Consider the following 22,553-nt stretch of genomic DNA (forward strand, 5'->3'; position numbering starts at 1 on the left):
GTTCAAAGTCGCATCGCTCATTTCATTGACAAGAGCACACGGCCCTTCAACGCCCCAAATAGACCTCAATCACCCGCTCATCGGCTTGCACTTGGTCCAGCGTGCCTTGGGCCAACACTGCGCCGTCGCACAGCACGGTGACGATGTCCGAGATGGTGCGGATGAAACCCATGTCGTGCTCCACCACCATCAGCGAGTGCTTGCCTTTGAGCGACAAGAAGAGCTCAGCCGTGCGCTCGGTCTCAAAGTCGGTCATGCCCGCCACCGGTTCATCGAGCAACAGCAACTGAGGATCTTGCATGAGCAGCATGCCGATCTCGAGCCACTGCTTTTGGCCATGGCTGAGCGTGCCCGCCTGCACCCGAACGCTGTCGGCCAGGTGGATGGTGTGCAGCACGTCGGCCAGGCGATCGCTTTGGCGAGAGTCGAGCTTGAAGAACATCGAGGCTTTCACGCCCTTGGGAGTTTTCAAAGCCAGCTCGAGGTTTTCAAACACGCTCAGATGTTCATAGACCGTGGGTTTTTGGAACTTGCGGCCGATGCCCAATTGCGCGATCTCGGGCTCGTTGTAGCGCAGCAAGTCGATGGTGCTGCCAAAGAAGACACGGCCTGCGTCTGGACGGGTTTTGCCGGTGATGATGTCCATCATCGTGGTCTTGCCCGCGCCGTTCGGGCCGATGATGCAGCGCAGCTCGCCAGGCGCGATGTCGAGCGACAACTGGTTGATGGCCTTGAAGCCGTCAAAGCTCACGCTCACGTCTTCCAGATACAAGATGCGGCCATGCGTCACATCGACTTGGCTGGCGTCTTGCACCACGCGGCCATAGCCCGCGCTGCGGCCACCGGACTCTGTGGTTTCAACCCGTTGTTGGGCCAAGCGGGCCACGCGTTCAGCGCCTTTTTGCAGCAGATCGGGCGTCATGCGGCACCGCCTTTCTTGGCCGCAAGGTCTTGCGCATGGTCTGTGGGTGTCTGCGCTGTGCCGCGTTGGCGCCAGAGTTTGCGCACCAGGCCCACCACGCCCTGCGGCATGTACAAAGTCACGCCAATGAACAGCGCGCCCAAAAAGTACAGCCAAAATTCTGGCGCGCTCACCGTCAGCCAGCTTTTGGCCCCGTTCACCAAAAACGCCCCCACGATGGGGCCGATCAAGGTGCCGCGCCCGCCCACCGCCGCCCACACCGCGATCTCGATCGAGTTGGCCGCGCTCATCTCGCCGGGGTTGATGATGCCCACTTGCGGCACGTACAAAGCCCCGGCAATGCCGCACATCACGGCCGAGATCACCCAAATGCTCAGCTTGTAGGGCAGCGGCGAATAGCCCGAGAACATGACCCGGGTTTCGGCATCGCGAATCGCCATCAACACGCGGCCGTACTTGCTGCCCACCAGCCAGCGCGAGAACAGATAAAAGCCCAACAAGGTCAAGCCGGTGATGACAAACAGCGTCATGCGCATGCCGGGGGTGGCGATGGGCAAGTCGAGGATGCGCTTGAAATCGGTGAACCCGTTGTTGCCACCCAGCCCGGTTTCGTTCCGGAAAAACAAGAGCATGGCCGCATAGGTCAGGGCCTGGGTGATGATGGAAAAATACACACCCTTGATGCGCGAGCGAAAGGCAAAGTAGCCAAACACAAAAGCGATCACACCGGGGACCAGCACCACCAGCGCAAGCGTGGCCCCAAAGCTGTCTGACAGCATCCAGTGCCAGGGCAGCTCTTTCCAATCCAGAAACACCATGAAGTCGGGCAAGTCGCTTTTGTAATTGCCGTCTTGGCCAATCTGGCGCATCAGGTACATGCCCATGACATAGCCACCCAAGGCAAAAAACAAGCCGTGCCCCAGCGACAAAATACCGGTGTAGCCCCAGATCAAGTCCATGGCCAGCGCGCAGATGGCGTAGCACATGATCTTGCCCGTCAAGGCGATGGCGTAGTCGCTCCAATGGAAAACGCTGCTCTCTGGCACCCACAAGTTGAGAATCGGGGCCAGCACACCGACCACAATGAGCGCCAGCAAAAACGCCGACCAGGCTGGGCGGTCCATCAAAGGAGCGGGGGTGGGGAGTTCCAACTTTTTCATGTTCAGGGTCCTCTTCACGCTTCAGCGCTGCGCCCCTTCATCGCGAAGATGCCTTGCGGGCGCTTCTGGATGAAGATGATGATGAACACCAGCACGGCAATCTTGGCGAGCACCGCGCCCGTCCAGCCTTCCAGCAACTTGTTGACCAGGCCCAGGCCCAGAGCGGCGTACACCGTGCCTGCCAGCTGACCCACACCGCCCAGCACCACCACCATGAACGCGTCCACGATGTAGCTTTGGCCCAGATCCGGCCCCACATTGCCCACCTGACTGAGCGCACAACCTGCCAGGCCTGCGATGCCCGAACCCAGTGCAAAGGCATAGGTGTCGATGCGCGCCGTGTTCACGCCCATGCACGAGGCCATGGGGCGGTTTTGCGTGACGCCGCGCACAAACAAACCCAGCCGGGTTTTGCCAATCAAGAGCGCCACCCCGACCAACACGGCCAACGCAAACACAATGATCAGCAACCGGTTCCAGGGCAACTGCAAATTGGGCAGCAGCTGCAGCGAGCCGCTCATCCAGGATGGGTTTTCCACGCCCACGTTTTGCGCGCCAAACAGGCTGCGCACGCCTTGCATCAGCACCAAGCTGATGCCCCAGGTGGCCAGCAGGGTCTCGAGCGGGCGGCCATACAAATGCTGCAGCACCGCACGCTCCATCACCGCACCCACCAAGGCCGCTGTGAGAAAGGCCACCGGCATCGCGACCAGCAGGTAAGCATCAAACACGCCCGGCAAGTGCTCGCGAAACAGCGCCTGCACCACATAGGTGGCATAAGCGCCGATCATCATCAACTCGCCATGCGCCATGTTGATCACACCCATCAGGCCATAGGTGATGGCCAAGCCCAACGCCACCAACAGCAAGATCGATCCCAAGCTGAGTCCGGTGAACATGGCCCCCAAGCGCTCGCCCCAGCGCAGGCTGTCCTCCACTTTGGCCAAAGCGGACTGGATTTGTTTTTGGACCGCAGGGTCTTGCTCTTGGGACAGCTGTTGGTTCAGCAGCAACAGGGTCTCGGGTTGCTTGCTGTCCGCCAACTCGCGGGCAGCCAACATTCGGTCGTTCGCAGCCTCGCTGGTCAGCTGGGCCGCTGCGCGAGCTTGGCGCACCAGGCTTTGCACCGTGGGGTCTTTTTCAGCCGCCAAAGCTTTCTCAAGCAAAGGCTGGCGACTGGCATCGGGTTCTTTGAGCAGCAACAAGGCCGCTTGCCTGCGCAGCTTCACATCGGGGCTGAACAACTTCAGGGCCGCCAGGGCCGTGTCGATTTCGCCGCGCAGGCGGTTGTTCAGCATCACCTCGTCGGCGTCTGGGGGCACAGTAACCGCTTGTCCGGTGACGGGGTCAAAGCCTTGCCCGTTGCGCACCACCATCACACGATCGCCCGCCAACTTGACCACGTCATCGGCCAGTGCTTGCAAATAGGCCGCGGTTTTTTCGCTGCCTTGGGCCACCGCTTGGGAGATGGCCTCCACGCGGGCATCGCTCTCGCCCACAGCCATCCTCTTGGCTTGGTCCATCGTCAGGGCATGCGCGAAGGACAGCCCCCACAAGGCGCTGGCCATCAACGCCGCTTTCAACATCCATCTTTTCATCTTGCTCATTTCCCGGTCTGGCCACTGGCCACCGTCCATGTCGGGGCCAAAGCCGCCGACCTGCACAAAGACTGTGTAGGTCGGGGCTTCAGCTCCGACAAGCATTCACACTTTCAAACTGTCACTTCTTGGCAGGCTCATCAGGCTTCTTGTCGTTGCCCGGGATGTAGGGGCTCCAAGGCTTGGCCTTGACCGGGCCGGGTGTCTTCCAGACCACATTGAACTGGCCGTCGGCCTTGATCTCGCCGATGAAGACCGACTTGTGCAGGTGGTGGTTTTTCTCATCCATCTTGCTGGTGATGCCGCTCGGCGCCTTGAAGGTCTGGCCCGCCATGGCGGCAATCACTTTGTCGGTGTCAGTCGACTTGGCTTTTTCAACCGCTTGCTTCCACATGTTGATGCCGATGTAAGTGGCTTCCATCGGGTCGTTGGTGAGCGGCTTGTCTTTGTGACCGGCGATGTTTTTGGCCTTGGCATAAGCCCCCCACTTTTTGGTGAACTCGTCGTTGGCAGGGTTCTTGATGGACATGAAGTAGTTCCATGCCGCCAGGTGACCCACCAATGGCTTGGTGTCCACGCCGCGCAGCTCTTCTTCACCCACCGAGAAAGCCACCACAGGCACGTCTTTGGCCTTCAGGCCTGCGTTGCCCAGTTCTTTGTAGAAAGGCACGTTGGAGTCACCGTTGATGGTGGACACCACAGCGGTCTTGCCACCCGCCGAGAACTTCTTCACATCGGCCACGATGGTTTGGTAATCTGAGTGGCCAAACGGGGTGTATTTCTCGTCGATGTCGCTGTCTTTCACGCCCTTGCTTTTGAGGTAAGCGCGCAAGATTTTGTTGGTGGTGCGGGGGTACACATAGTCGGTGCCCAGCAAGACCCAGCGCTTGGCGCCGCCACCTTCTTTGCTCATCAGGTAGTCCACTGCCGGAATCGCTTGCTGGTTGGGCGCAGCGCCGGTGTAAAAGACGTTTTTGGACAGTTCTTCACCCTCGTACTGCACGGGGTAGAACAGCAAGCCATTCATTTCTTCGACGACGGGCAACACCGATTTGCGTGACACCGAAGTCCAGCAACCGAAGATCACCGAGACCTTGTCTTGGCCGAGCAGTTGCTTGGTTTTTTCAGCAAACAAAGGCCAGTTGGAGGCCGGGTCCACGATCACGGGCTCGAGTTTTTTGCCCAACACACCGCCCTTGGCATTGATTTCGTCAATGGCCATGAGCACGGTGTCTTTGAGCACGGTCTCTGAGATGGCCATGGTGCCCGACAGGCTGTGCAGCACGCCCACCTTGATGGTGTTGCCCGCTTGCGCTTGGGCTTGGTGTGCAAAAGTCAAACTGCCAGCCGCGATGGCGGCTGCGGTCGCGAGGGCTTTGAGGTTGCCACGTCGGTTCATCATGAGTTCACTCCAATCAGGTAGGTAAGTTGTACAAACACGCACCGTTCAACAGCGCTGTTCAACCCTTTGCAATCGCCATGCCAACCCCAGAGTCCGACCCAAAAACCTGTGTTTTCCGGGGCATTTTTTCGGGCCTCTATAAAGGGCACACAATTTGCTTGATTTAAGCCATTCAATGCACCAAGACGTTCATCACGCACCAATATGGAACTCACCCCCCGCGAAAAAGACAAGCTGCTGATCTTCACCGCAGGCCTGCTGGCCGAACGCCGCAAGGCCCGAGGCCTGAAGCTCAACTACCCTGAGGCCATCGCCCTGATCAGCGCCGCTGTCATGGAGGGCGCGCGAGATGGCAAGACCGTGGCCCAGCTGATGAGCGAAGGCCGCACCGTGCTGACGCGTGCAGACGTGATGGATGGCATTGCCGAGATGATCCCCGACATCCAGATCGAAGCCACTTTTCCGGATGGCACCAAATTGGTGACCGTGCACCAACCCATTGTTTGAACCAAGAGCGCCCCGAAATGAAAACCTTTGCACCCTCTGCCACCACCGCCTGGGCGCTGGCCTACCTGCACGCCCCCGTCTGGGCGCACGAAGGACACGGCCTGTGGGGCAGCCACTGGCACGCCACGGACGCCCTGGGTTTTGCCGTCGTCATCGCACTGGCTTTGGCCGTTTGGGCCATAGGCCGTCGCAAATAAGGGGGCCGCATGATTCCCGGTGAATTTCTGATCGACCCCGGCCAACACGCCTTGAACGTGGGCCGCCGCACTTGCACCCTGGTGGTGCAAAACGCCAGCGACCGCCCCATCCAAGTGGGCTCGCATTACCACTTTGCCGAGACCAACGCAGGCTTGCGCTTTGACCGCAACGCCGCGCAGGGCATGCGCCTGAACATCGCCTCGGGCATGGCGGTGCGCTTTGAACCCGGCCAACAGCGCACCGTGGAACTGGTGGACTATGCGGGCGGTCGTGTGGTGTACGGGTTTCGGGGTCTGACCCAAGGCGCACTCGACGCCAACACAGCCAAAGGCAACTGACATGGCCCACATCGACAAACGCGCTTATGCCGAAACCTTTGGCCCCACCGTGGGCGACCGCGTGCGCCTGGCCGACACGGCACTGATCATCGAGATGGAAAAAGACTTCACGCAGCTGGCGGGCAGCTACGGCGAAGAGGTCAAATTTGGCGGCGGCAAAACCATCCGCGACGGTATGGCGCAATCACAGCGGACGAACTCCGCCCACGGAATGGGCCCTCAAGCACCCGGCGCGATGGACTGCGTGCTGACCAATGCGCTGATCATCGACCACTGGGGCATCGTCAAAGCCGATATCGGCCTGCGTGGCAACCGCATCGCGGCGATCGGCAAAGCAGGTAACCCCGACACACAGCCGGGGGTGGACATCGTGATTGGCCCCGGCACCGAGATCATCAGCTGCGAGGGCCTGATCGTGACCGCGGGCGGCATCGACTGCCACATCCACTTCATCTGCCCCCAGCAAATTGACGAGGCCCTGGCCAGCGGCGTGACCACCATGATGGGCGGCGGCACGGGCCCCGCCACCGGCACCTTTGCCACCACCTGCACACCCGGCCCCTTCAACATCGAGCGCATGTTGCAAGCGGCCGACGCCTTTCCCATGAACCTTGGCTTTTTTGGCAAGGGCAACGCCAGCCTGCCTGCCGCCTTGCACGAGCAAATCAACGCGGGCGTGATCGGCCTGAAGCTGCACGAAGACTGGGGCAGCACCCCATCGGCCATCAGCAATTGCCTGGACGTGGCCGACGAGGCCGACATCCAGGTGGCGCTGCATTCGGACACGCTCAACGAATCAGGTTATGTGGAAAACACCATCGAAGCCACGCGGGGGCGCGGGCTTTGCGCCTTTCACACGGAAGGCGCAGGCGGCGGTCACGCGCCCGACATCCTGAAGGTGGTGGGCCAAGCGAACTTTTTGCCCAGCTCGACCAACCCGACCATGCCCTTCACGCACAACACACTGGACGAGCATGTGGACATGCTGATGGTCTGCCACCACCTGGATGCCAGCATCGCCGAAGACCTGGCCTTTGCCGAAAGCCGCATCCGCAAAGAAACCATTGCAGCCGAAGACATCCTGCACGACCTGGGCGCCATCAGCATGATGAGCAGCGACAGCCAAGCCATGGGCCGGGTGGGCGAAGTCATCCTGCGCACCTGGCAGACCGCACACAAAATGAAGCAGCAGCGCGGCAGCCTGCCCGGCGACACCAGCCGCCATGACAACGCCCGTGTCAAGCGCTACATCGCCAAATACACCATCAACCCCGCGATTGCACACGGCATCAGCCACGATGTGGGCAGCATCGAAGTGGGCAAATGGGCCGACCTGGTGATCTGGAAACCGGCCTTCTTTGGCGTCAAACCGGCCCTGGTGCTCAAGGGCGGCTTCATCGCCCTGGCGGCCATGGGCGACCCCAATGCCTCCATCCCCACGCCCCAGCCGGTGCATTACCGCCCCATGTTTGGCAGCTTTGGCGGCGCGCTCACACGCGGTGCCTTGACCTTCGTTTCCAACGCAGGATTGAAAGCGGGCATTGGCGAGCGTTTTGGCCTGCAAAAACCCTTGTCCGTGGCGCACAACATCCGTGGCGTGCGCAAGCAAAACATGGTCCACAATGCCTACCTGCCCCACATGGAAGTCGATGCACAAACCTATGCGGTGCGTGCCGACGGGCAGTTGCTGGTTTGCGAGCCCGCCACCAGCCTGCCCATGACGCAACGCTACTTTTTGTTCTGAACGCCCATGTCCACTCTGCTCATTTGTTCCAAACTCATGCCGCAAGGCCGTGGCCTGGCCCGTGTGTTGGTGCAACGCGCCAGCACCCTCACCCTGGACTGGGACACGCGACAAAAAAGCCGCTTTGACGCCACCGACAGCCAAGGCCGCTTGTTGGGCATCTTTTTGCCCCGCGGCGCTGTGGTGCGCGGCGGCGATGTGCTGGTGGCCGAAGACGGCTCGTTGGTGCGGGTAGAGGCCGCACCGCAGGCCGTGCTGCGCATCACCGCTTGCACTGAGCACGGCTCGCCCTTTGACCTGACACGCGCCGCCTACCACCTGGGCAACCGCCATGTGCCGATTGAGCTGCAACCCGACCACCTGAAGATCGAACCCGACCATGTGCTGGCCGACATGCTGCGGGCCATGCACATGACGGTGCTGGCGGTGTCGGAGCCCTTTGAGCCCGAAAGTGGTGCCTATGGGGACCACGGCGACCACGGCGGCCATGGTGGTCATGCCGGGCACGCACATGGGCACCACCACGATCACGACCATGCCCATTGACCCGCCAGTAGGAGCGGTCTCCGACCGCGATCGGCCCTTTAATGATGCATCGCGGTCAGAGACCGCTCCCACAACCCGCCTGCTGCAACTGATCTGGCTCGCATCGCCTGCGTTGCCCATTGGCGGCTTCTCGTATTCCGAAGGCCTCGAATCCGCCATCGAGCAAGGCCTGGTGCACAATGAAGCCAGCGCCACCGATTGGCTGGTGGACCAGCTGCACCTGACGCAGTCGCGTGGCGACATGGCGGTCATGGCGCAAGCCATACCGGCTTGGCAAGCCATGGACACACCGCGCCTGCAAGACCTGAACGACTGGGTGATGAGCACCCGCGAAACCGCCGAAATGCGTCTGCAAGCCGAGCAAATGGGCCGCTCCCTGCTTGACTGGCTGCGCAACCTGCAACAAGCCAGCGACGCACAACTGCAATGCTGCGCGCAGTTGCCCCCCACCTACCCGCTGGCCATGGCGCTGGCCTTGTCTCTGGCGCAAGCCCCGCTGGACCAATCCCTGCAAGCGGTCGCCTTTGGCTGGGCCGAAAACATGACCCAGGCCGCGCTCAAAGCCGTGCCATTAGGCCAAAGCGCCGGGCAACGCTTGCTGGCGCGCCTGGCCCGAGAAATCCCGGTGGCGGTGCACACCGCCATGCATTTGAACGACGAAAACCGACAGGCTTTCAGCCCCATGCTGGCCATCTTGTCGGCCCGCCACGAAACCCAATACTCCCGGATCTTCAGATCATGAACACCTCGTCGGCACTGCACCACATCCCGAACCGCACCCAAAAACTGCCCCCCCTGCGTGTGGGCATCGGCGGGCCTGTGGGCTCCGGCAAAACCACATTGCTGGAGATGCTTTGCAAAAACATGCGTGAGCGCTGGGACCTGATCGCCATCACCAACGACATTTACACCAAGGAAGACCAGCGCTTGCTGACGGTGAGCGGCGCGCTGCCCGCCGAGCGCATCATGGGTGTGGAAACCGGCGGCTGCCCGCACACGGCCATTCGCGAGGACGCGTCGATCAACCTCGAGGCGATTGACCGCATGCTGGAAAAATTTCCGAATGCCGACGTGGTTTTCATTGAAAGCGGCGGCGACAACCTGGCCGCCACCTTCAGCCCGGAACTCTCCGACCTGACGATTTACGTGATCGACGTGGCCGCCGGCGAAAAGATCCCGCGCAAAGGCGGCCCCGGCATCACCAAGAGCGATTTGTTTGTCATCAACAAGACCGACCTGGCCCCGCATGTGGGGGCCGATTTGCAAGTGATGCGCGACGACACCAACCGCATGCGTCCCAACCGCGAAACCCGCCCCTGGGTGATGACCAACCTGAAAACCCTGGATGGCCTGGCCGAGGTGGTGGCCTTCATTGAAAAACGGGGCATGCTGGGCAGCGCCTGAGCGGCTTTTTAATCGCTACAATCTGCACCCAAGGAAGCGTGGCAGAGTGGTCGATTGCACCGGTCTTGAAAACCGGCGACTTGAAAAGGTCCGTGAGTTCGAATCTCACCGCTTCCGCCAGGACACAACCCTAAGTGATTGATTTACTTAGGGTTTTTTCTTTTTCGCCTTCGCTGAGTCACACTCCAAGTCACACCAATGTGCTGGACTTCACCCGTCTCACCGCGACATCTCTGGACAATGTCGCTGGGACACACCGATTTCCAGGGCAATCGCCCTCCTCTATACATGTGCCAGAGCATGTAACTTGTGCTGGCGCTGAGTGTGACTTCGACGCTTGTGAGATCACTTTTGCTTCTGAGTCACCTTGGCTCTTCCCATTCTTGGACCTTGTCCCTAAAGAAACCTACGAATGCTCCATTTGAGTAATGCCAACGCGCCAAAGTTCCACCATTTATACGGGTAGGCTCTCCAAGGATTGATCTTTCTTCTTCACTGAGTAAAAACAAGTTTGAGAAAGCCCGTAGGATTCACTACGACGGAAACTGAGCCAACATCTGAGCGTCCAGAAACACGACGCTTAAAGGCCTTTGATTTAATAAGGGTTCCTACTAGACCGCGGTATGAAAATGCCCAGTTACCATATCAGAGGTTTATGATACATTTTTCGTTTTCAACTCGTTTTTAAATTACGATAACTCAAATCAAAAGACAAAAAATGAACAAAGCTTTTACTTTTACTCAAAATATACAGAGCAATCGCTATATTGCCACATGTTGCGACACCTCGCTTTCAGCCCAAAGTCGTCGTAGTTTCCTGCAAGCCGTGGGCGGCTCTGTGTTGTTCACGAGTGTAGGCATGTTGGCTACCGGCTCTGCTGTGGCGGCATCTGGCAATTACGAAGCCATGGTGCTTTCGTGTATTGATCCGCGCTTTCAGGATTTGGTGAACAAGCAGCAGGCTAGCGAAGGTATGAGCGGTAAGTACAGCGCGTTTACTATTGCCGGTGCGTCCATCGGTGTAGTGGCACCGGCCTTCAAGGAATGGCACAAGACCTTTTGGGAGAACCTAGGGGCGTCTGTGCAGTTGCATAACATCAAGAAAGTTGTAGTGGTGAATCATCGTGACTGCGGTGCTGCCAAGATTGCTTACGGTGATGCCAAGGTTGCCAACGCTGCTGTGGAAACCGTTACGCATAAGGAGGCATTGATGGAATTCCGCAAGCAGCTAAAAGAAAAACACCCTAATTTGGGCGTCGAACTCAGACTTATGTCGCTCGACGGAAAGATTGAGCAGTTTGCCTGAGCAACCGCTATTTGTTAAACACTGATAGCGCCCTAGGGCGCTTTTAGTGTTTATGTAGGTTATAACTTTGAGCGCTTGTGTACTTTTACCCACGCCGATACGGTTCAAATCAGCTTATTATTTGACGGCGTGAGTGGACAACGAAATCAAAAACCTTTTCAATCGCTGCCAAACCGCCATGTAAAGTACCGGTGACTTCGACTGAATTTTTCGAATGCTTGTCAACGATTGCGGCAACTTGACCGTGCTCTACAAAGTTTTGGCCACAATAAAAAATTTTAAACAATACCCCGCCCAATCGGCCATCAGCGCCCGACACTTTTCCAAATAGTCGCCACGCGGATAGGCGGCTTCGGTCTGGTCAGCCAGCGAGTGGGCCAGCGATTGTTCGATGACTTCACGGCTATGGGTTGTTGTCTCTCCTGCCCAGTCACGGAAAGATGAGCGAAAGCCGTGAACGGTGTATTCCTTGAAGCCTAATGTGCCCTTCAAGCAGTTGCTCATTGCCATGTTCGATATAGGCTTGCCTTTACCTCGACTGTCGAACACCCAGGGCGACCCTTCAACTCGGTTGATTGATTTCAGAACTTCAATCGCCTGATCTGACAAGGGCACTGTGTGCTCACGACCCTTTTTCATTCGCTCTTTGGGGATCGTCCAGATTCCTTTGTCAAAGTCGAACTCTGACCAGTTCGCTTCAATCGTCTCGCTGGTTTTGGTTGCTGTCAGAACACACAGGAGCAAGGCTTTTGTCGACAACACCGCTTCCACAAAATACCCATATAAATCAATAATTTACGAACGTTATTTGGATTTACATACCCAACCACATACCATCAAAACAATGTTGGCTTTTAGCAGTGGTAGCAGTCGATTGCGCCATGCCTAGCCAGTCGGCTAACCAACCAGTGGCGTCTTTCAGGGTTTAGCGGTGCGCTTGTATGACAAGCGCCAAAGGGACCCTCGTCCCCTTGTCATTTCTGGCTGGAAGGCCCCCCACATTACCCCGACCACCCACTTTTAACGTTTGGTTCCATCCGGCTACCCTTGCACCGTGATTCGGACGAACGTTGTTCATTCTGGACTTTTTGTACCCGATGCTGGTTTGGAGAACTGGTATCAATATGCCATCCGCTACAGCGACTATGAGGTGTGAAATACGTCTGACTTTCGCACCCAAATTTCATCGCTATTTAAATACCCATTTTGAAAAACCTTAATAATCGATCTCGAATATCGCTTCCCAGATCGCGTATCAGTAATAGTACCTGTTACATTATCAAATCACCAATTTTCATATTCCGTCAAAGATTCCAAATCTTCAGCAGTATTTAAATAATGATTCGAATATTCTTTGGAAAAATCTTTAAAATTAATGCTAGAAATTGATAATTTATGTTGCTTTAATCGCACAAGTGTTTGACATAAAATTATCAGGACTTCTGTTTTATTAGCGGGGCTAATTGCTTGTATTTTATTATTGTGTAAATTAATTATGCTGCCCAGGGAGGCCGGTTCATGATGAGTAGATTCAAACGTGCTTCTTCCATGTACAGCCCTGTCCGACTTTTCAAAAACTCCTATTTGCGTCGGAGAAGAAAGATTAGACTTTACGACGATGGGGGGAATTTTCTTTACCGTAACTGCTTCGGATTTCTCCGTGTATTTTTCAGGTATATTTTTTATATTCTTAGAAAGATATGAATTTAAAAACCACAGTAATCCGATAACAGGAATTCCCATCAAAAAAATTAACTTGCGATTGAAAAATAATAAAATTAATAAGGCAATCCCATATAAAATAATTATTAAGGTTGCCAGCCCCCGGAGACCATGGCGTTCACCTGATAATTTTTCAAATATCAAAGCAATAAAAGATCCAGAGGCGATCCAAATTACAAGCACAAAAATAATTCGGATTAAACCTGTTCCAATAATATCAAAGTCAGAGCTTGAATACAAAGAACTATCAGGATCAAAACCGCGATCAACTAGACCAGGCCCTGCAAAGGCAGTGCAACATAGAACACAACAAAGATGAACTGCATAACGGGCAAACATGGCAATATTTTTAAACACAGAAATTTCCAAATGACTTGGATAGAGAAAAACCAAAGTACATTAACTTTTCTTCCTCTGCCTGAACTGTTGACGCCGATCCAATATTGACCACCTGGGGGTGCAGCTAAATTCTTGGACTGGTTTATGCTGTAAATTCCAAGCTTTTCCGGTATTGGATGGGACTGAGTGACCCCAATGACACTTTGATTCGTTTCTCGTTGTACCAGCGAATGTAGACGTCAACGCTCTGGATGAACTGCTCAAGGGTGATGCCCTGCCAGTCGCGTGGATAGAACATCTCAGTCTTCATCCTCCCAAAAAACCCATAACGCGGACGTTCAGTAGGAGCCAGCCTGCTGGCGATCATGCGTTGGGCCACCCCAGTCAATCGCTTCCAGGCAAGCTCCTACAAACTGGCCGCGCGTTGAGGGCAAATCAAGAGGGCCTGACCCCGACTGACACCGTTTACTTGTTTAGAAAAGCCACCGTTGAAATCAAGGCCACTTGATGAGTTGCGCGAAATCATTGGCGATCTTAGTCGCGGCAGCACTCGGTTGCTTGTGCCCCCGCAACGTCCAGTATTCCCGTACGCGGGCGCTGAGGGCGACGCGATTGTCGATGGTGCAGTCGTTGCGTCCGTTGATACGATCTATTACAGGGCGAACAATGGGAATCATCGAGATTTCATTGTTGGTAAATGCTGCGACAGACCTGTGTTCCAAATGCTTTGGTTCGATGACGACGATGGTGATATCGGTGACATCCGGGGTCTGTCTATTTTTGATCTGAGCCTCCATAGATTCAAGCATGCGCGGCAATTCCGTCAGAGTGAAAATAGAGTTATGGCGGAGGCCGCACCTTACGACCGATGTGACATGCCCTCGTGCCGATTGCCCGAGCCGGTCGGACACTTCGGTGAAATACGTCTTGAATGGGCCGTCCTCCCACTCAAATTTCTTGTTGACATAGCGGGCGGCAGTGGTCGCCTCCAGCTGTCCAAAGATCTCGGCACCCAAGGCGGTGTTCCATTGATCGACCAGCTTGGCCAAAGCAAGTTCGTTGATCCCGTTCCAGAAAATGCTGCCATTCACTGGTGTATACGCGTCGAATTGCTCCATTAACTGCTCATAAGCCTCTTTTGCATACTTGTACTGGTCTCCCACCATGAACTCGGCTTGGTACAACTCAGCAATGTCGTTTTTGACAAAAAACGAGTTGGCCTTCGTAATCCCGATCAGCTGAGGCCCAGCTGTGTGATAACCCACTCTCCTTGCGCCGGCCTGTGCCATCGCTCGCCGGTGCACGGCTTGCATGAGTTCGGTTTTGAATTCCGGGGTCCCGAACATCTTCTGGGCCAACATCGGGTGGCCTTTCACGCGATTAAGCCAATTTAAATCGGACTCGCCATCGGTCTGAGGGAACGTGTTTTGAAGTTTAACGTACAGTTCGACGGGCATCGTTCCACGGTAATTATTAGCATAAAGCATAATATTCCCTTTGTATGTCAGGATCGGAAGCCCGAAATTTTCAGGCTTCTTTTTCAAGTTGCTACGCGGTAATTTCTGACGGATTGACCTGTGTCAAATGTTAATCCAAACTCTGTAAGATTATTCAGTCAAACTGAAATTTCTCCTGTTGGACGTACCTCTTCACCGTTGATTTGTGAGGCTTTCAATGGCTGTGCCGCGTGCCAACTTTTCTCAAACTGCTTTGGACTGACATAGCCCAACTGGTCTTGACCCCGTGACCCAGTGCCGCAGGTGTGTTTAATCAACCGCCCGTTTTCTTTGTATTTTTTAATTAAAAAACATATAGGCTTCAGCACATTCCTTGAACGTTTTGTTCTTGGCTGCTGCGACGATCAGGGCGCTACGTTGGGCTCGTAGATTTTGGCGCAAGACCTTGACGACCGCTTTGATGGGTCTTACAAGCTGTGTTGGTCAGGCATGCACGGCGAGCAGCAAAGCTTTGGCGAACACGTCTTCGTGATCGTCTCACCCTGCGGGCAACCAATCATCCTGGAAATCAAAGCTGGCAGCGCAGCCCAAAGCGACAACGGGCTGACCAAGCCATATGGGGCCGAAAGACATGGGCTACTTCCACCCATGACCAAATCAAATGAAGCGCTTGGGCAATTTTTCTTTGTGTCTCGGCTGTCCAACGCCCACAAGCAATCCCCCAAAAAAAACCGCAGACTTGCTCTGGGGTCTGCGGCCATTGGGGCCATCGCCAGGAGGCAAAAGCCACACGCGCCAGCGCGGTTCAACCCCGCTTGATGGTGCTGTCCATGAAATTGTCAAAAGGCGACTCGCAGAACTGCGACCAGAACAGTTGCTCGTCGCGGAACTTTTTCCACGGCACATACAGCTTGGTGAAGGCTGGGCTTTTCGCAGCCATCTCGTCGTAGAGCTCTTCAGCGGCTTTGTAGCAAGCTTGCATGATCGGCCTTGGGAAGGAGCGCAGCACAGCGCCACCGGCCACCAATCGGCGCAGAGCAGCGGGGTTCGAGTTGTCGTACTTGGCGGTCGACCACTGGTTGGCTTCGGCGCAGGCGACTTGAATCGCTGCCTTGTAGTCGGCGGGCAAGGCGTCCAGGGCTTTGGGGTTCAGAAACAAGGTCAGGGTGGCGCAACCTTCCCACCAGCCGGGGAAATAATAGAACTTGGCCACTTTGTTGAGGCCAAGTTTTTCGTCGTCGTAAGGGCCCACAAATTCGGCCGCGTCGATCACGCCTTTTTCAAGCGCGGTGTAAATGTCGCCCGCACCCAGTTGCTGGGGCACCACGCCCAGCTTGGACAGCACCATGCCGGCCAAGCCGCCTACTCTGAATTTCAAGCCTTTGAGGTCGGCCGCTGTTTTGATTTCTTTGCGGTACCAACCGGCCATTTGCGCGCCTGTGTTGCCGACCGGCAAACTGGTCACCCCGTGGTCTTTGTAAAAGTCGTTCAGAGCAGCCAAACCGCCGCCGTCGTACAGCCACGAATTTTGGGCGCGTGCATTCATGCCAAAGGGCATGGCGGTGCCAAAGCCAAAAGCGGGGTCTTTGCCGATGTAGAAATAACTCGCGGTGTGGCCGCCTTCCACCGCGCCGCTTTGCACCGCGTCGAGCACCTGAAGGGCTGGAGCCAGTTCACCCGCTGGGTGCACCGTGATGCGAAAGCGACCGTCGGTCAACTCGCCCACGCGTTTGGCCATCAGCTCCATGGCGCCGTAAATGGTGCCCAGTGAGCGCGGGTAGCTGGAGGCGATTCGCCATCGAATTTCGGGTCGGGTGCCCGTTTGGGCCAATGCCGGTGCGGCCATACTGGCAGCAATTCCGGTGACGGCGCTGCTGGTGGCTAAAAATTTTCTGCGTTCCATGAAGGTCTCCTTGTAGTAAGTGAATTGGAATGACAACGGGGGAACCGGGTTGGCCTAAGGCGAGGCCGTTGAGGTGTGCGGGGCCAACCCATCAGCGGCATCGCCCCAGCGCGCCAGACCGGACAGTTTCATGGACAGGCGCAATTCATCGATCAAAATTTGCAAGGCGTGTCTGGCACCGGCTTCACCGCCTGCTGCGGCACCGTACAGCACGGCACGGCCCACCGCCACGGCTTTTGCGCCCAAGGTATGGGCTTTGAGGATGTCCACCCCCCTACGCACACCAGAATCGAGCAGCAAGGGCATCTTGCCCCCCAGCCGACGGGCGATGGCAGGCAGGGTGTCAAGGGACGCGGCCGCGCCGTCCAACTGTCGCCCGCCATGATTGGACAACCACAAAGTGTCCACCCCCATTTGGGCCAAGCGCCAAGCGTCATCGGGGTGGGCCACGCCTTTGACCATCAGTTGCCCTTTCCAGCGATCGCGCAGTCGGGCCAGATCGTCCCACTCGTAGGCCGGGTCCAAGCTTTGGCCGACCTTGGCCGCTATCGTCAGGTTGGCCGACTGTTGGCCCATGTAGCCTTTGACGTTTTCAAACTGGGGCGAGCCGCTCTGCAACATTTGCCAAGCCCAGGCCGGATGCGCCAGGCCACTGAGCACTTGCCGCACATTGAGCCGCAAAGGCACGGTGATGCCGTTGCGCAAATCACGCTCCCGCTTGCCGCCTGCTTGCAGGTCGAGCGTGACCACCAAGGTGCCGTAGCCTGCAGCCTGTGCGCGTTGGACCAGTTGGTCATTGAAGGCATGGTCTTTCAAAACGTAGAGCTGGAACCACAAATCGCCCTGCACGGCGTCGGCCATGGCCTCGATGCTGGTGGTGGCCATGGTCGACAAGGTGTAGGGCAAGCCCAAAGCGGCGGCCGCTTTGGCAATGGCGATGTCGGCCTGGGGCCACGCCAACATGCACGAACCCATGGGTGCGATCACGATGGGGGCTTGGGCGGTTCGGCCATGCCAAGGTGTTTGCATGTCGGGTTGGCTGACGTCGTTGAGTATCCGAGGCCGCAGCAAGGTGCGCTCAAAAGCGGCGCGGTTTTCGCGCAAGGTGATCTCGTCCTCTGCCCCGCCGTCAATGAACTCGAACACCGCTTTGGGCAAGCGCTTTTGGGCCATACGGCGCAAATCTGCGATGTTGATGGCCCTTTTCAAGTGGGCGTTCAAGCCAGCATTCAGAACCGGGTTGGGTGAGCTCATGGCGTCAGCACCTGGGTCGCTGGGGTCGTAGCCCCCGTCGTGGCCAGTCGGCGCGCCAACACACTCATCATTTGGTACAGCTCAGCCGCTTCAGGGTGCCACTGCATGACCCGCTCGGCTTGCGCCGACACCACCGCGCTGTCGCCCCGTGCGGCAGGTCCTGTGATGGCCTTGGCCGGTCCCAAGGTCAGCAAATTTTGAACACTGCCCTGCAGCAATGAGCGGTGCATGTCGGGGATCAAGGCCTCGGGCACACCAGCGGCATGCCAGGCTTCTCTGGCCACGGCCTGCAACACCGCCATGAAGTTGCTGGAAAAAACTGCCGCCGCGTGGTACAGCGGTTTGGCCTGTGCGTCCACCGGGAAACAGCTGCCGCCCACGCCCGTCAACAAAGAATGCAGCAAAGCGGTGGCCGCGGCATCACCCTCCAAGCCGCAGGGCGTGCCTGCGAATTGGTCCAAACACTGGGCAGGGTCGGCAAAGTTGAAGACGGGATGGGCGCTGGCCACCTGCCAGCCCTGCGTCGCGAGCGCAGCCAAGCTGACGCTGGACAAAAAGCCACTGCAATGAAAAACAGTTGGCGGCTGAGGGCGGGTCTGAGGCAAAGCCTGTGAAGGCGAGGGCAAGGGCAAAGTGGCTAACGCTTGAGCCACGGCCTCGACTTGGCTGTCGGGCACGCTGAGCATCCACACATCGGCCGCTTGCAGCTCGGCCATCTGGGTCACCACCGCACCCGCACCCACAAACTGCGCCGCCCTCATGGCCGACGGCACGCTGCGGGAGTAAAACTGCTGCACTTGGCACAAACCCGCGCGTTGCCACAAAGCCGCCAAAGTGGTGCCCACCCGGCCACAACCGAGCACGTTCAGGCGCAGTGCCGTGGGCGTTTGTGCTTGGCTTGGATTGGCTGAAACCGAAAGTGCAACCATTTGATTTTTGTAACGAGTTGGATTTTCATAATAGCCATGACGTGCAAAAGCAGTCAATCACATCCACGGCCTCACAGGGTAAGTCCGCATCCGCAAAAAACCAAAAGAGCCATTTGCTTGGTCATTTCGACCGTTTCTCAGGGCAGCAACACGGGGTACGCCTCAAAATTTGTCATTGACGGGGTTCTTTGGGCTTGCGCATCAAGTTGGATCCGCGCCAAACCCCAGCCAGGCCCTTCAGGTTTTGCCCTGCAACATGGCCTCCACCAGCTCCTGCACCGCCAATGCCTCCTCGGCCGTGGCCAGTTTGTGGGGCTTGCCGCGCAACCACAAGTCCACTTCGCTCAATTGCCGCTGCAGTGCGCTGGTGCGCGGGTCTTCGGTGCGCCAATCCACGGCCTCCACCCAGGGTCCGCCGTCTGAGCGCCACAGTTGAAAAAATTCACGAAACTGGTGGTTCAGGCGGCTGCCACGCACCGTCACTTCTTGCCGGTCGGGCTGTTGGCCACCGGTGGTGGCCATGACCGTGACGGGCCTCCCATCGGCGGTGGTCAAGCGGGCCAGCATGTCCAGCTCACACAAAGTGGGGTCTTGCGGGTAACGTGGCAAGGCCTGCTGCAAAGTCAGCGGCCCCAGAAATCGACCGGCCAAGAACAGGAAATGCGAGATCACTTCACGGGTGTAGCCGCCCTCCTCGCGCAGGCGCAGCCAGTCTGCATCTTTTTGCCAAGCACGGGGCCAGGCGGGGTAATTGACCACGATGTCGATGCCCAGCAGCTCACCGGCTTCACCGGCTTGGATGGCTCGGTTCAGCTCTTCAAATCCCCGCGACGCCGCTTGCGTGAAATTGACCACACCGGGCAATCGGCTTCGGGCCAGCTGGGCCACCAGATCTCGGCTTTGGGCGTTGTCAGTCCCCAAGGGTTTTTCCATGAACACGCCCTGCCCGGCCGCGGCGGCCTGCAAGGCATAGGTTTTGCGCGGGCCTGGCGGGCAAGCCAGGTACACCACATCAGCTCCCTGCATGGCCGCCTCGGCGCTTACAGCCACCGGTGCATCGGGCAGCATGGCGCGCGTTTTGGCCACAGAATCGGACGACGGATCCCACACACTGCAGACCTCGAAAGCGGCGTGGCGCAGCGCGTTGTCCAGCATGCGCCGCCCCATAATGCCCAGACCAATGATCGCCAATTTGTGAGTCATATTTTTCTCCTGTGGGTGACAAGCTTAACAAGGCCTTGGCGGCATCAGGCCCGCCTTCACATCGCCCTTGCAAGGCCGGGCTGCCTGGCCCATCGGTGTCGCGAAGGCTGCTGACTGGCTTGATTCAAAGACGTTAAATGACAAGATTGATCCTTCAAAGAGGAGTTCGTCATGGTGTTTTCGCATTGGGTTCGACATTCAATTCGCCCGGCAGCCAAGCTGCTGCTGGCCGCAGGCTGCTGCGCCGTGGCACTGATGCCGGCTTGGGCGCAGACCCCAACCGACCCTGTCAAGGCCCGTGTTCAAACGATGGCCCAAACCCAGACGCCGGCCTTGTTGGACACCCTCAAAACCCTGGTCTCCATCGAATCGGGCAGCCGAGATCTGGAAGGCCTTGAAAAAATCAGCCAGTTGATTGGGCAACGCCTGCAACAACTGGGCATGGAGGTCAAAACCATTCCCACCCAGGCCCCAGACTTCCACCCCCAACTCAAAGGGGCAAAGCTGGGTTCGGTGGTGATGGGCACCAAAAAAGGCAAGGGCCAAAAGAAAGTGCTGTTGATCGCCCACATGGACACCGTCTATTTGAAAGGCATGGTGGCCAAACAGCCCTTCCGCATCGATGGCAACCGGGCTTATGGCTTGGCCATTTCGGACGACAAAGGGGGTGTGGCCTTGATTTTGCACACCGTTCAAATGCTGCAGGATTTGGGTTTTGACGATTACGCCGAGCTGGCCGTGGCCATCAACGGCGACGAAGAAGTGGGCTCGGCGGGCTCCAGCGCCCTGTTGGTGCGATTGGGCGAGGAATACGATGCGGTGATGTCCTTTGAAGGTGGTGGCGTGGACAAAGACATGGTGCGCCTGGCCACCAGCAGCATTGCCATTGTGGAAATGAAAATCACCGGCAAAGCCTCCCACGCCGGGGCCAACCCCGAAGGCGGGCGCAATGCTGTGTATGAATTGGCACACCAGATGCTCAAGACCCGCAATTTTGGCGACCCGGCCAAGGGGCTCAAGATCAACTGGACCGTGGCCCGCGGTGGCGATGTCCGCAATGTTATTCCGGCTTCAGCCAGCGCCATTGCCGATGTGCGATCGCTGTCCAACAAAGACCTTGACTTGATGGAGGCCAGCCTAAAAGAAGCCATCAAGGACAAGCTGATCCCTGACACCCAAATTGATTTGAGCTTTTACCGAAGCCGTCCGGCCTTTGAAGCCACACAGGCCTCTCGGGTCATGGCACAGCACGCCTTGGGGATTTTTCAGGAAATTGGCCAAAACCTGCTGGTGCAAGAGCGTGCCACTGGCGGGGGCACAGATGCGGCTTTTGCCGGCTTGCGCCCCAAAGGCGGCGTGTTGGAGAGTTTTGGACTGCGGGGCTTTGGAGCCCACTCGAACGACGACGAGTACATCTTCATCGACTCGATCGCGCCACGGCTGTATTTGTCCACCCGCATGGTGATGGATGTCGGCAGCGGCAAAGTCAAATGGTGATCCTGCGCCCGCAGGATTGAGCTGACAACCCATGCGCCTGCAAATTCGGCGCTCTTTTTTTAAAACACCACGCCACGCCATGACACGTCATTTGATCTTCATCACTTTTTGGGCCCTTGTGAGCCTGGTGGGCCCTGGGTCCGTCGCTTCAGCGCAGGACTTCCCACCCAAAAAGACCATCAGCATGGTCGTGGGCTTTGTGCCCGGCGGGGCGGCCGACACGGGTGCCCGCATCATTGCCAAAAAACTGGGCGAGAACCTGGGGGTCGCGGTCACGGTTGAAAACAAAGCCGGTGCCGGCGGCAACATTGCCCACCAATACACCGCAACCGGCCCAGCGGACGGCAGCGTGCTGTTGTTCGGCTCGGTCGGCCCGCTCAGCATTGCCCCCAACATGATGAAGCTGCCTTATGACCCGGTCAAAGACTTGGCCCCTTTGACCATGGCGGTGAACTTCCCGAACGTGCTGGTGGTCCACCCCGGCACGGGCATCAAGAGTTTTGCTGAATTCATCGCCGCCGCCAAAAAAGACCCCGGCAAACTCGACTTTGCCTCCACCGGCCCCGGATCGGCATCCCACTTGGCGGGTGAATTGCTCAACGACATGGCCAAAATCGACACACTGCATGTGCCCTACAAAGGCGGTGCGGCGGCGCTGCAGGACCTGCTGGGTGGGCGTGTCGCGGCTTGGTATGCCACCTACGCCACAGCAGCGCCGCACATTGAAGCGGGCAAGGTGGTGCCCCTGGCCAGCACCGGCACGCAGCGCCTTGGCGGATTGCCCCAGGTGCCCACCATTGCCGAGTCGGGCTACCCCGGCTTCAGTGCCACCAACTGGTATGCCTTTGTGGCTTCGTCCAAAGTCCCTGCGCCTGTCCTGGACCGCTGGCATGCCGAACTGGTGAAAGTTCTTTCCGCGCCCGATGTGGTCGAGCAACTCAACAAACATGGGCTGACCCCCATGCCGGGCTCTCGCGACGATTTGGCCCGCTACATGGCCAAAGAAACGGCCACTTGGGGTCGAATCATCCGTGAGCGCAAAATCAACGGCCAATGAGCGGGTTGTGAAAAAGCCAAGTGGTCCTTCCAACTGGAGACAAACAGGTCGTACACAACACGATTCA

21 protein-coding genes, 1 tRNA gene and 1 pseudogene are annotated in these 22,553 nt (G+C 57.4%); 11 read left to right on the top strand and 12 right to left on the bottom strand.

Annotation, left to right across the window (positions count from 1 at the left end; translation table 11 throughout):
* Positions 1-46: 46 nt before the first annotated feature.
* The 4 genes from urtD to urtA all read right to left on the bottom strand — a co-directional run bounded on the left by urtD (position 47) and on the right by urtA (position 5,079).
* Positions 47-922: an urea ABC transporter ATP-binding protein UrtD gene (urtD, locus tag Q0O99_RS11660; protein WP_293751671.1), complete on the bottom strand. Its 876-nt coding sequence runs from the start codon at positions 920-922 to the stop codon at positions 47-49.
* Positions 919-2,082, bottom strand: coding sequence for an urea ABC transporter permease subunit UrtC (gene urtC / locus Q0O99_RS11665; protein ID WP_293751673.1), 1,164 nt, complete (start codon positions 2,080-2,082; stop codon positions 919-921). Before urtC ends, urtD begins: the two co-directional genes overlap by 4 nt.
* Positions 2,083-2,096: 14 nt before the next feature.
* On the bottom strand, positions 2,097-3,680 hold the full coding sequence (gene urtB, locus Q0O99_RS11670) for an urea ABC transporter permease subunit UrtB (RefSeq protein ID WP_293751735.1): 1,584 nt from the start codon (positions 3,678-3,680) through the stop codon (positions 2,097-2,099).
* A gap of 121 nt (positions 3,681-3,801) precedes the next feature.
* On the bottom strand, positions 3,802-5,079 hold the full coding sequence (urtA, locus tag Q0O99_RS11675) for an urea ABC transporter substrate-binding protein (protein ID WP_293751737.1): 1,278 nt from the start codon (positions 5,077-5,079) through the stop codon (positions 3,802-3,804).
* A 207-nt stretch (positions 5,080-5,286) separates the two neighbouring features.
* Here urtA and ureA point away from each other — a divergent pair, with 207 nt between their 5' ends.
* From ureA to Q0O99_RS11720, 9 genes are all read left to right on the top strand, one after another.
* Positions 5,287-5,589, top strand: coding sequence for an urease subunit gamma (gene ureA, locus Q0O99_RS11680; protein WP_293751675.1), 303 nt, complete (start codon positions 5,287-5,289; stop codon positions 5,587-5,589).
* Between the two features lie 17 nt (positions 5,590-5,606).
* A complete protein-coding gene (locus Q0O99_RS11685) occupies positions 5,607-5,786 on the top strand; it encodes a hypothetical protein (protein WP_293751677.1) in 180 nt (59 codons plus the stop codon).
* A gap of 9 nt (positions 5,787-5,795) precedes the next feature.
* A complete protein-coding gene (locus Q0O99_RS11690) occupies positions 5,796-6,125 on the top strand; it encodes an urease subunit beta (protein ID WP_293751679.1) in 330 nt (109 codons plus the stop codon).
* A 1-nt stretch (position 6,126) separates the two neighbouring features.
* Positions 6,127-7,869, top strand: a complete 1,743-nt coding sequence (ureC, locus tag Q0O99_RS11695) for an urease subunit alpha (protein ID WP_293751681.1) — start codon at positions 6,127-6,129, stop codon at positions 7,867-7,869.
* 15 nt (positions 7,870-7,884) lie between these two features.
* Positions 7,885-8,415, top strand: coding sequence for an urease accessory protein UreE (gene ureE, locus Q0O99_RS11700; RefSeq protein ID WP_293751739.1), 531 nt, complete (start codon positions 7,885-7,887; stop codon positions 8,413-8,415).
* Entirely contained in the window at positions 8,330-9,157 is an 828-nt protein-coding gene (locus Q0O99_RS11705; RefSeq protein WP_293751683.1) for an urease accessory protein UreF, read from the top strand. Before ureE ends, Q0O99_RS11705 begins: the two co-directional genes overlap by 86 nt.
* A complete protein-coding gene (ureG, locus tag Q0O99_RS11710) occupies positions 9,154-9,819 on the top strand; it encodes an urease accessory protein UreG (protein ID WP_293751685.1) in 666 nt (221 codons plus the stop codon). The genes Q0O99_RS11705 and ureG overlap by 4 nt, the downstream gene beginning before the upstream one ends.
* 32 nt (positions 9,820-9,851) lie before the next feature.
* Positions 9,852-9,939 (top strand) — tRNA-Ser (locus Q0O99_RS11715).
* A gap of 598 nt (positions 9,940-10,537) precedes the next feature.
* A complete protein-coding gene (locus Q0O99_RS11720; protein ID WP_293751686.1) occupies positions 10,538-11,125 on the top strand; it encodes a carbonic anhydrase in 588 nt (195 codons plus the stop codon).
* 249 nt (positions 11,126-11,374) lie between these two features.
* Here the strand turns inward: Q0O99_RS11720 and Q0O99_RS11725 are convergent, their stop codons facing one another.
* The 8 genes and pseudogenes from Q0O99_RS11725 to Q0O99_RS11760 form a co-directional block, all read right to left on the bottom strand.
* Positions 11,375-11,896, bottom strand: a complete 522-nt coding sequence (locus Q0O99_RS11725) for a site-specific integrase (protein ID WP_293751688.1) — start codon at positions 11,894-11,896, stop codon at positions 11,375-11,377.
* 513 nt (positions 11,897-12,409) lie between these two features.
* The gene (locus Q0O99_RS11730) at positions 12,410-13,216 is read right to left on the bottom strand and encodes a hypothetical protein (RefSeq protein ID WP_293751690.1); all 807 of its coding nucleotides are present in this window, start codon (positions 13,214-13,216) and stop codon (positions 12,410-12,412) included.
* Between the two features lie 112 nt (positions 13,217-13,328).
* Positions 13,329-13,511, bottom strand: a pseudogene (locus Q0O99_RS11735) (IS3 family transposase); the annotation flags it as partial.
* Positions 13,512-13,680: 169 nt separating this feature from the next.
* Positions 13,681-14,730, bottom strand: a complete 1,050-nt coding sequence (locus tag Q0O99_RS11740; protein ID WP_293751692.1) for a hypothetical protein — start codon at positions 14,728-14,730, stop codon at positions 13,681-13,683.
* 718 nt (positions 14,731-15,448) lie between these two features.
* Entirely contained in the window at positions 15,449-16,546 is a 1,098-nt protein-coding gene (locus tag Q0O99_RS11745; protein ID WP_293751694.1) for a TRAP transporter substrate-binding protein, read from the bottom strand.
* A gap of 54 nt (positions 16,547-16,600) precedes the next feature.
* On the bottom strand, positions 16,601-17,800 hold the full coding sequence (locus Q0O99_RS11750) for an alpha-hydroxy acid oxidase (RefSeq protein WP_293751696.1): 1,200 nt from the start codon (positions 17,798-17,800) through the stop codon (positions 16,601-16,603).
* On the bottom strand, positions 17,797-18,729 hold the full coding sequence (locus Q0O99_RS11755) for a Rossmann-like and DUF2520 domain-containing protein (RefSeq protein WP_293751698.1): 933 nt from the start codon (positions 18,727-18,729) through the stop codon (positions 17,797-17,799). The genes Q0O99_RS11750 and Q0O99_RS11755 overlap by 4 nt, the downstream gene beginning before the upstream one ends.
* 237 nt (positions 18,730-18,966) lie before the next feature.
* The gene (locus Q0O99_RS11760; RefSeq protein ID WP_293751700.1) at positions 18,967-19,932 is read right to left on the bottom strand and encodes a Gfo/Idh/MocA family oxidoreductase; all 966 of its coding nucleotides are present in this window, start codon (positions 19,930-19,932) and stop codon (positions 18,967-18,969) included.
* Between the two features lie 171 nt (positions 19,933-20,103).
* On the opposite strand from Q0O99_RS11760, the gene Q0O99_RS11765 reads away from it, so the two are divergent.
* Positions 20,104-21,429 carry a glutamate carboxypeptidase gene (locus tag Q0O99_RS11765; protein ID WP_293751702.1) on the top strand — a complete coding sequence of 442 codons (1,326 nt, stop codon included), beginning with the start codon at positions 20,104-20,106 and terminating at the stop codon, positions 21,427-21,429.
* A 79-nt stretch (positions 21,430-21,508) separates the two neighbouring features.
* Complete coding sequence (locus Q0O99_RS11770) at positions 21,509-22,486, top strand: tripartite tricarboxylate transporter substrate binding protein (protein ID WP_293751704.1); 978 nt, start codon at positions 21,509-21,511, stop codon at positions 22,484-22,486.
* Positions 22,487-22,553: the final 67 nt, after the last annotated feature.

Source organism: Limnohabitans sp. Rim8, assembly GCF_945901735.1.
Classification (GTDB): Bacteria; Pseudomonadota; Gammaproteobacteria; order Burkholderiales; family Burkholderiaceae_C; genus Limnohabitans_A.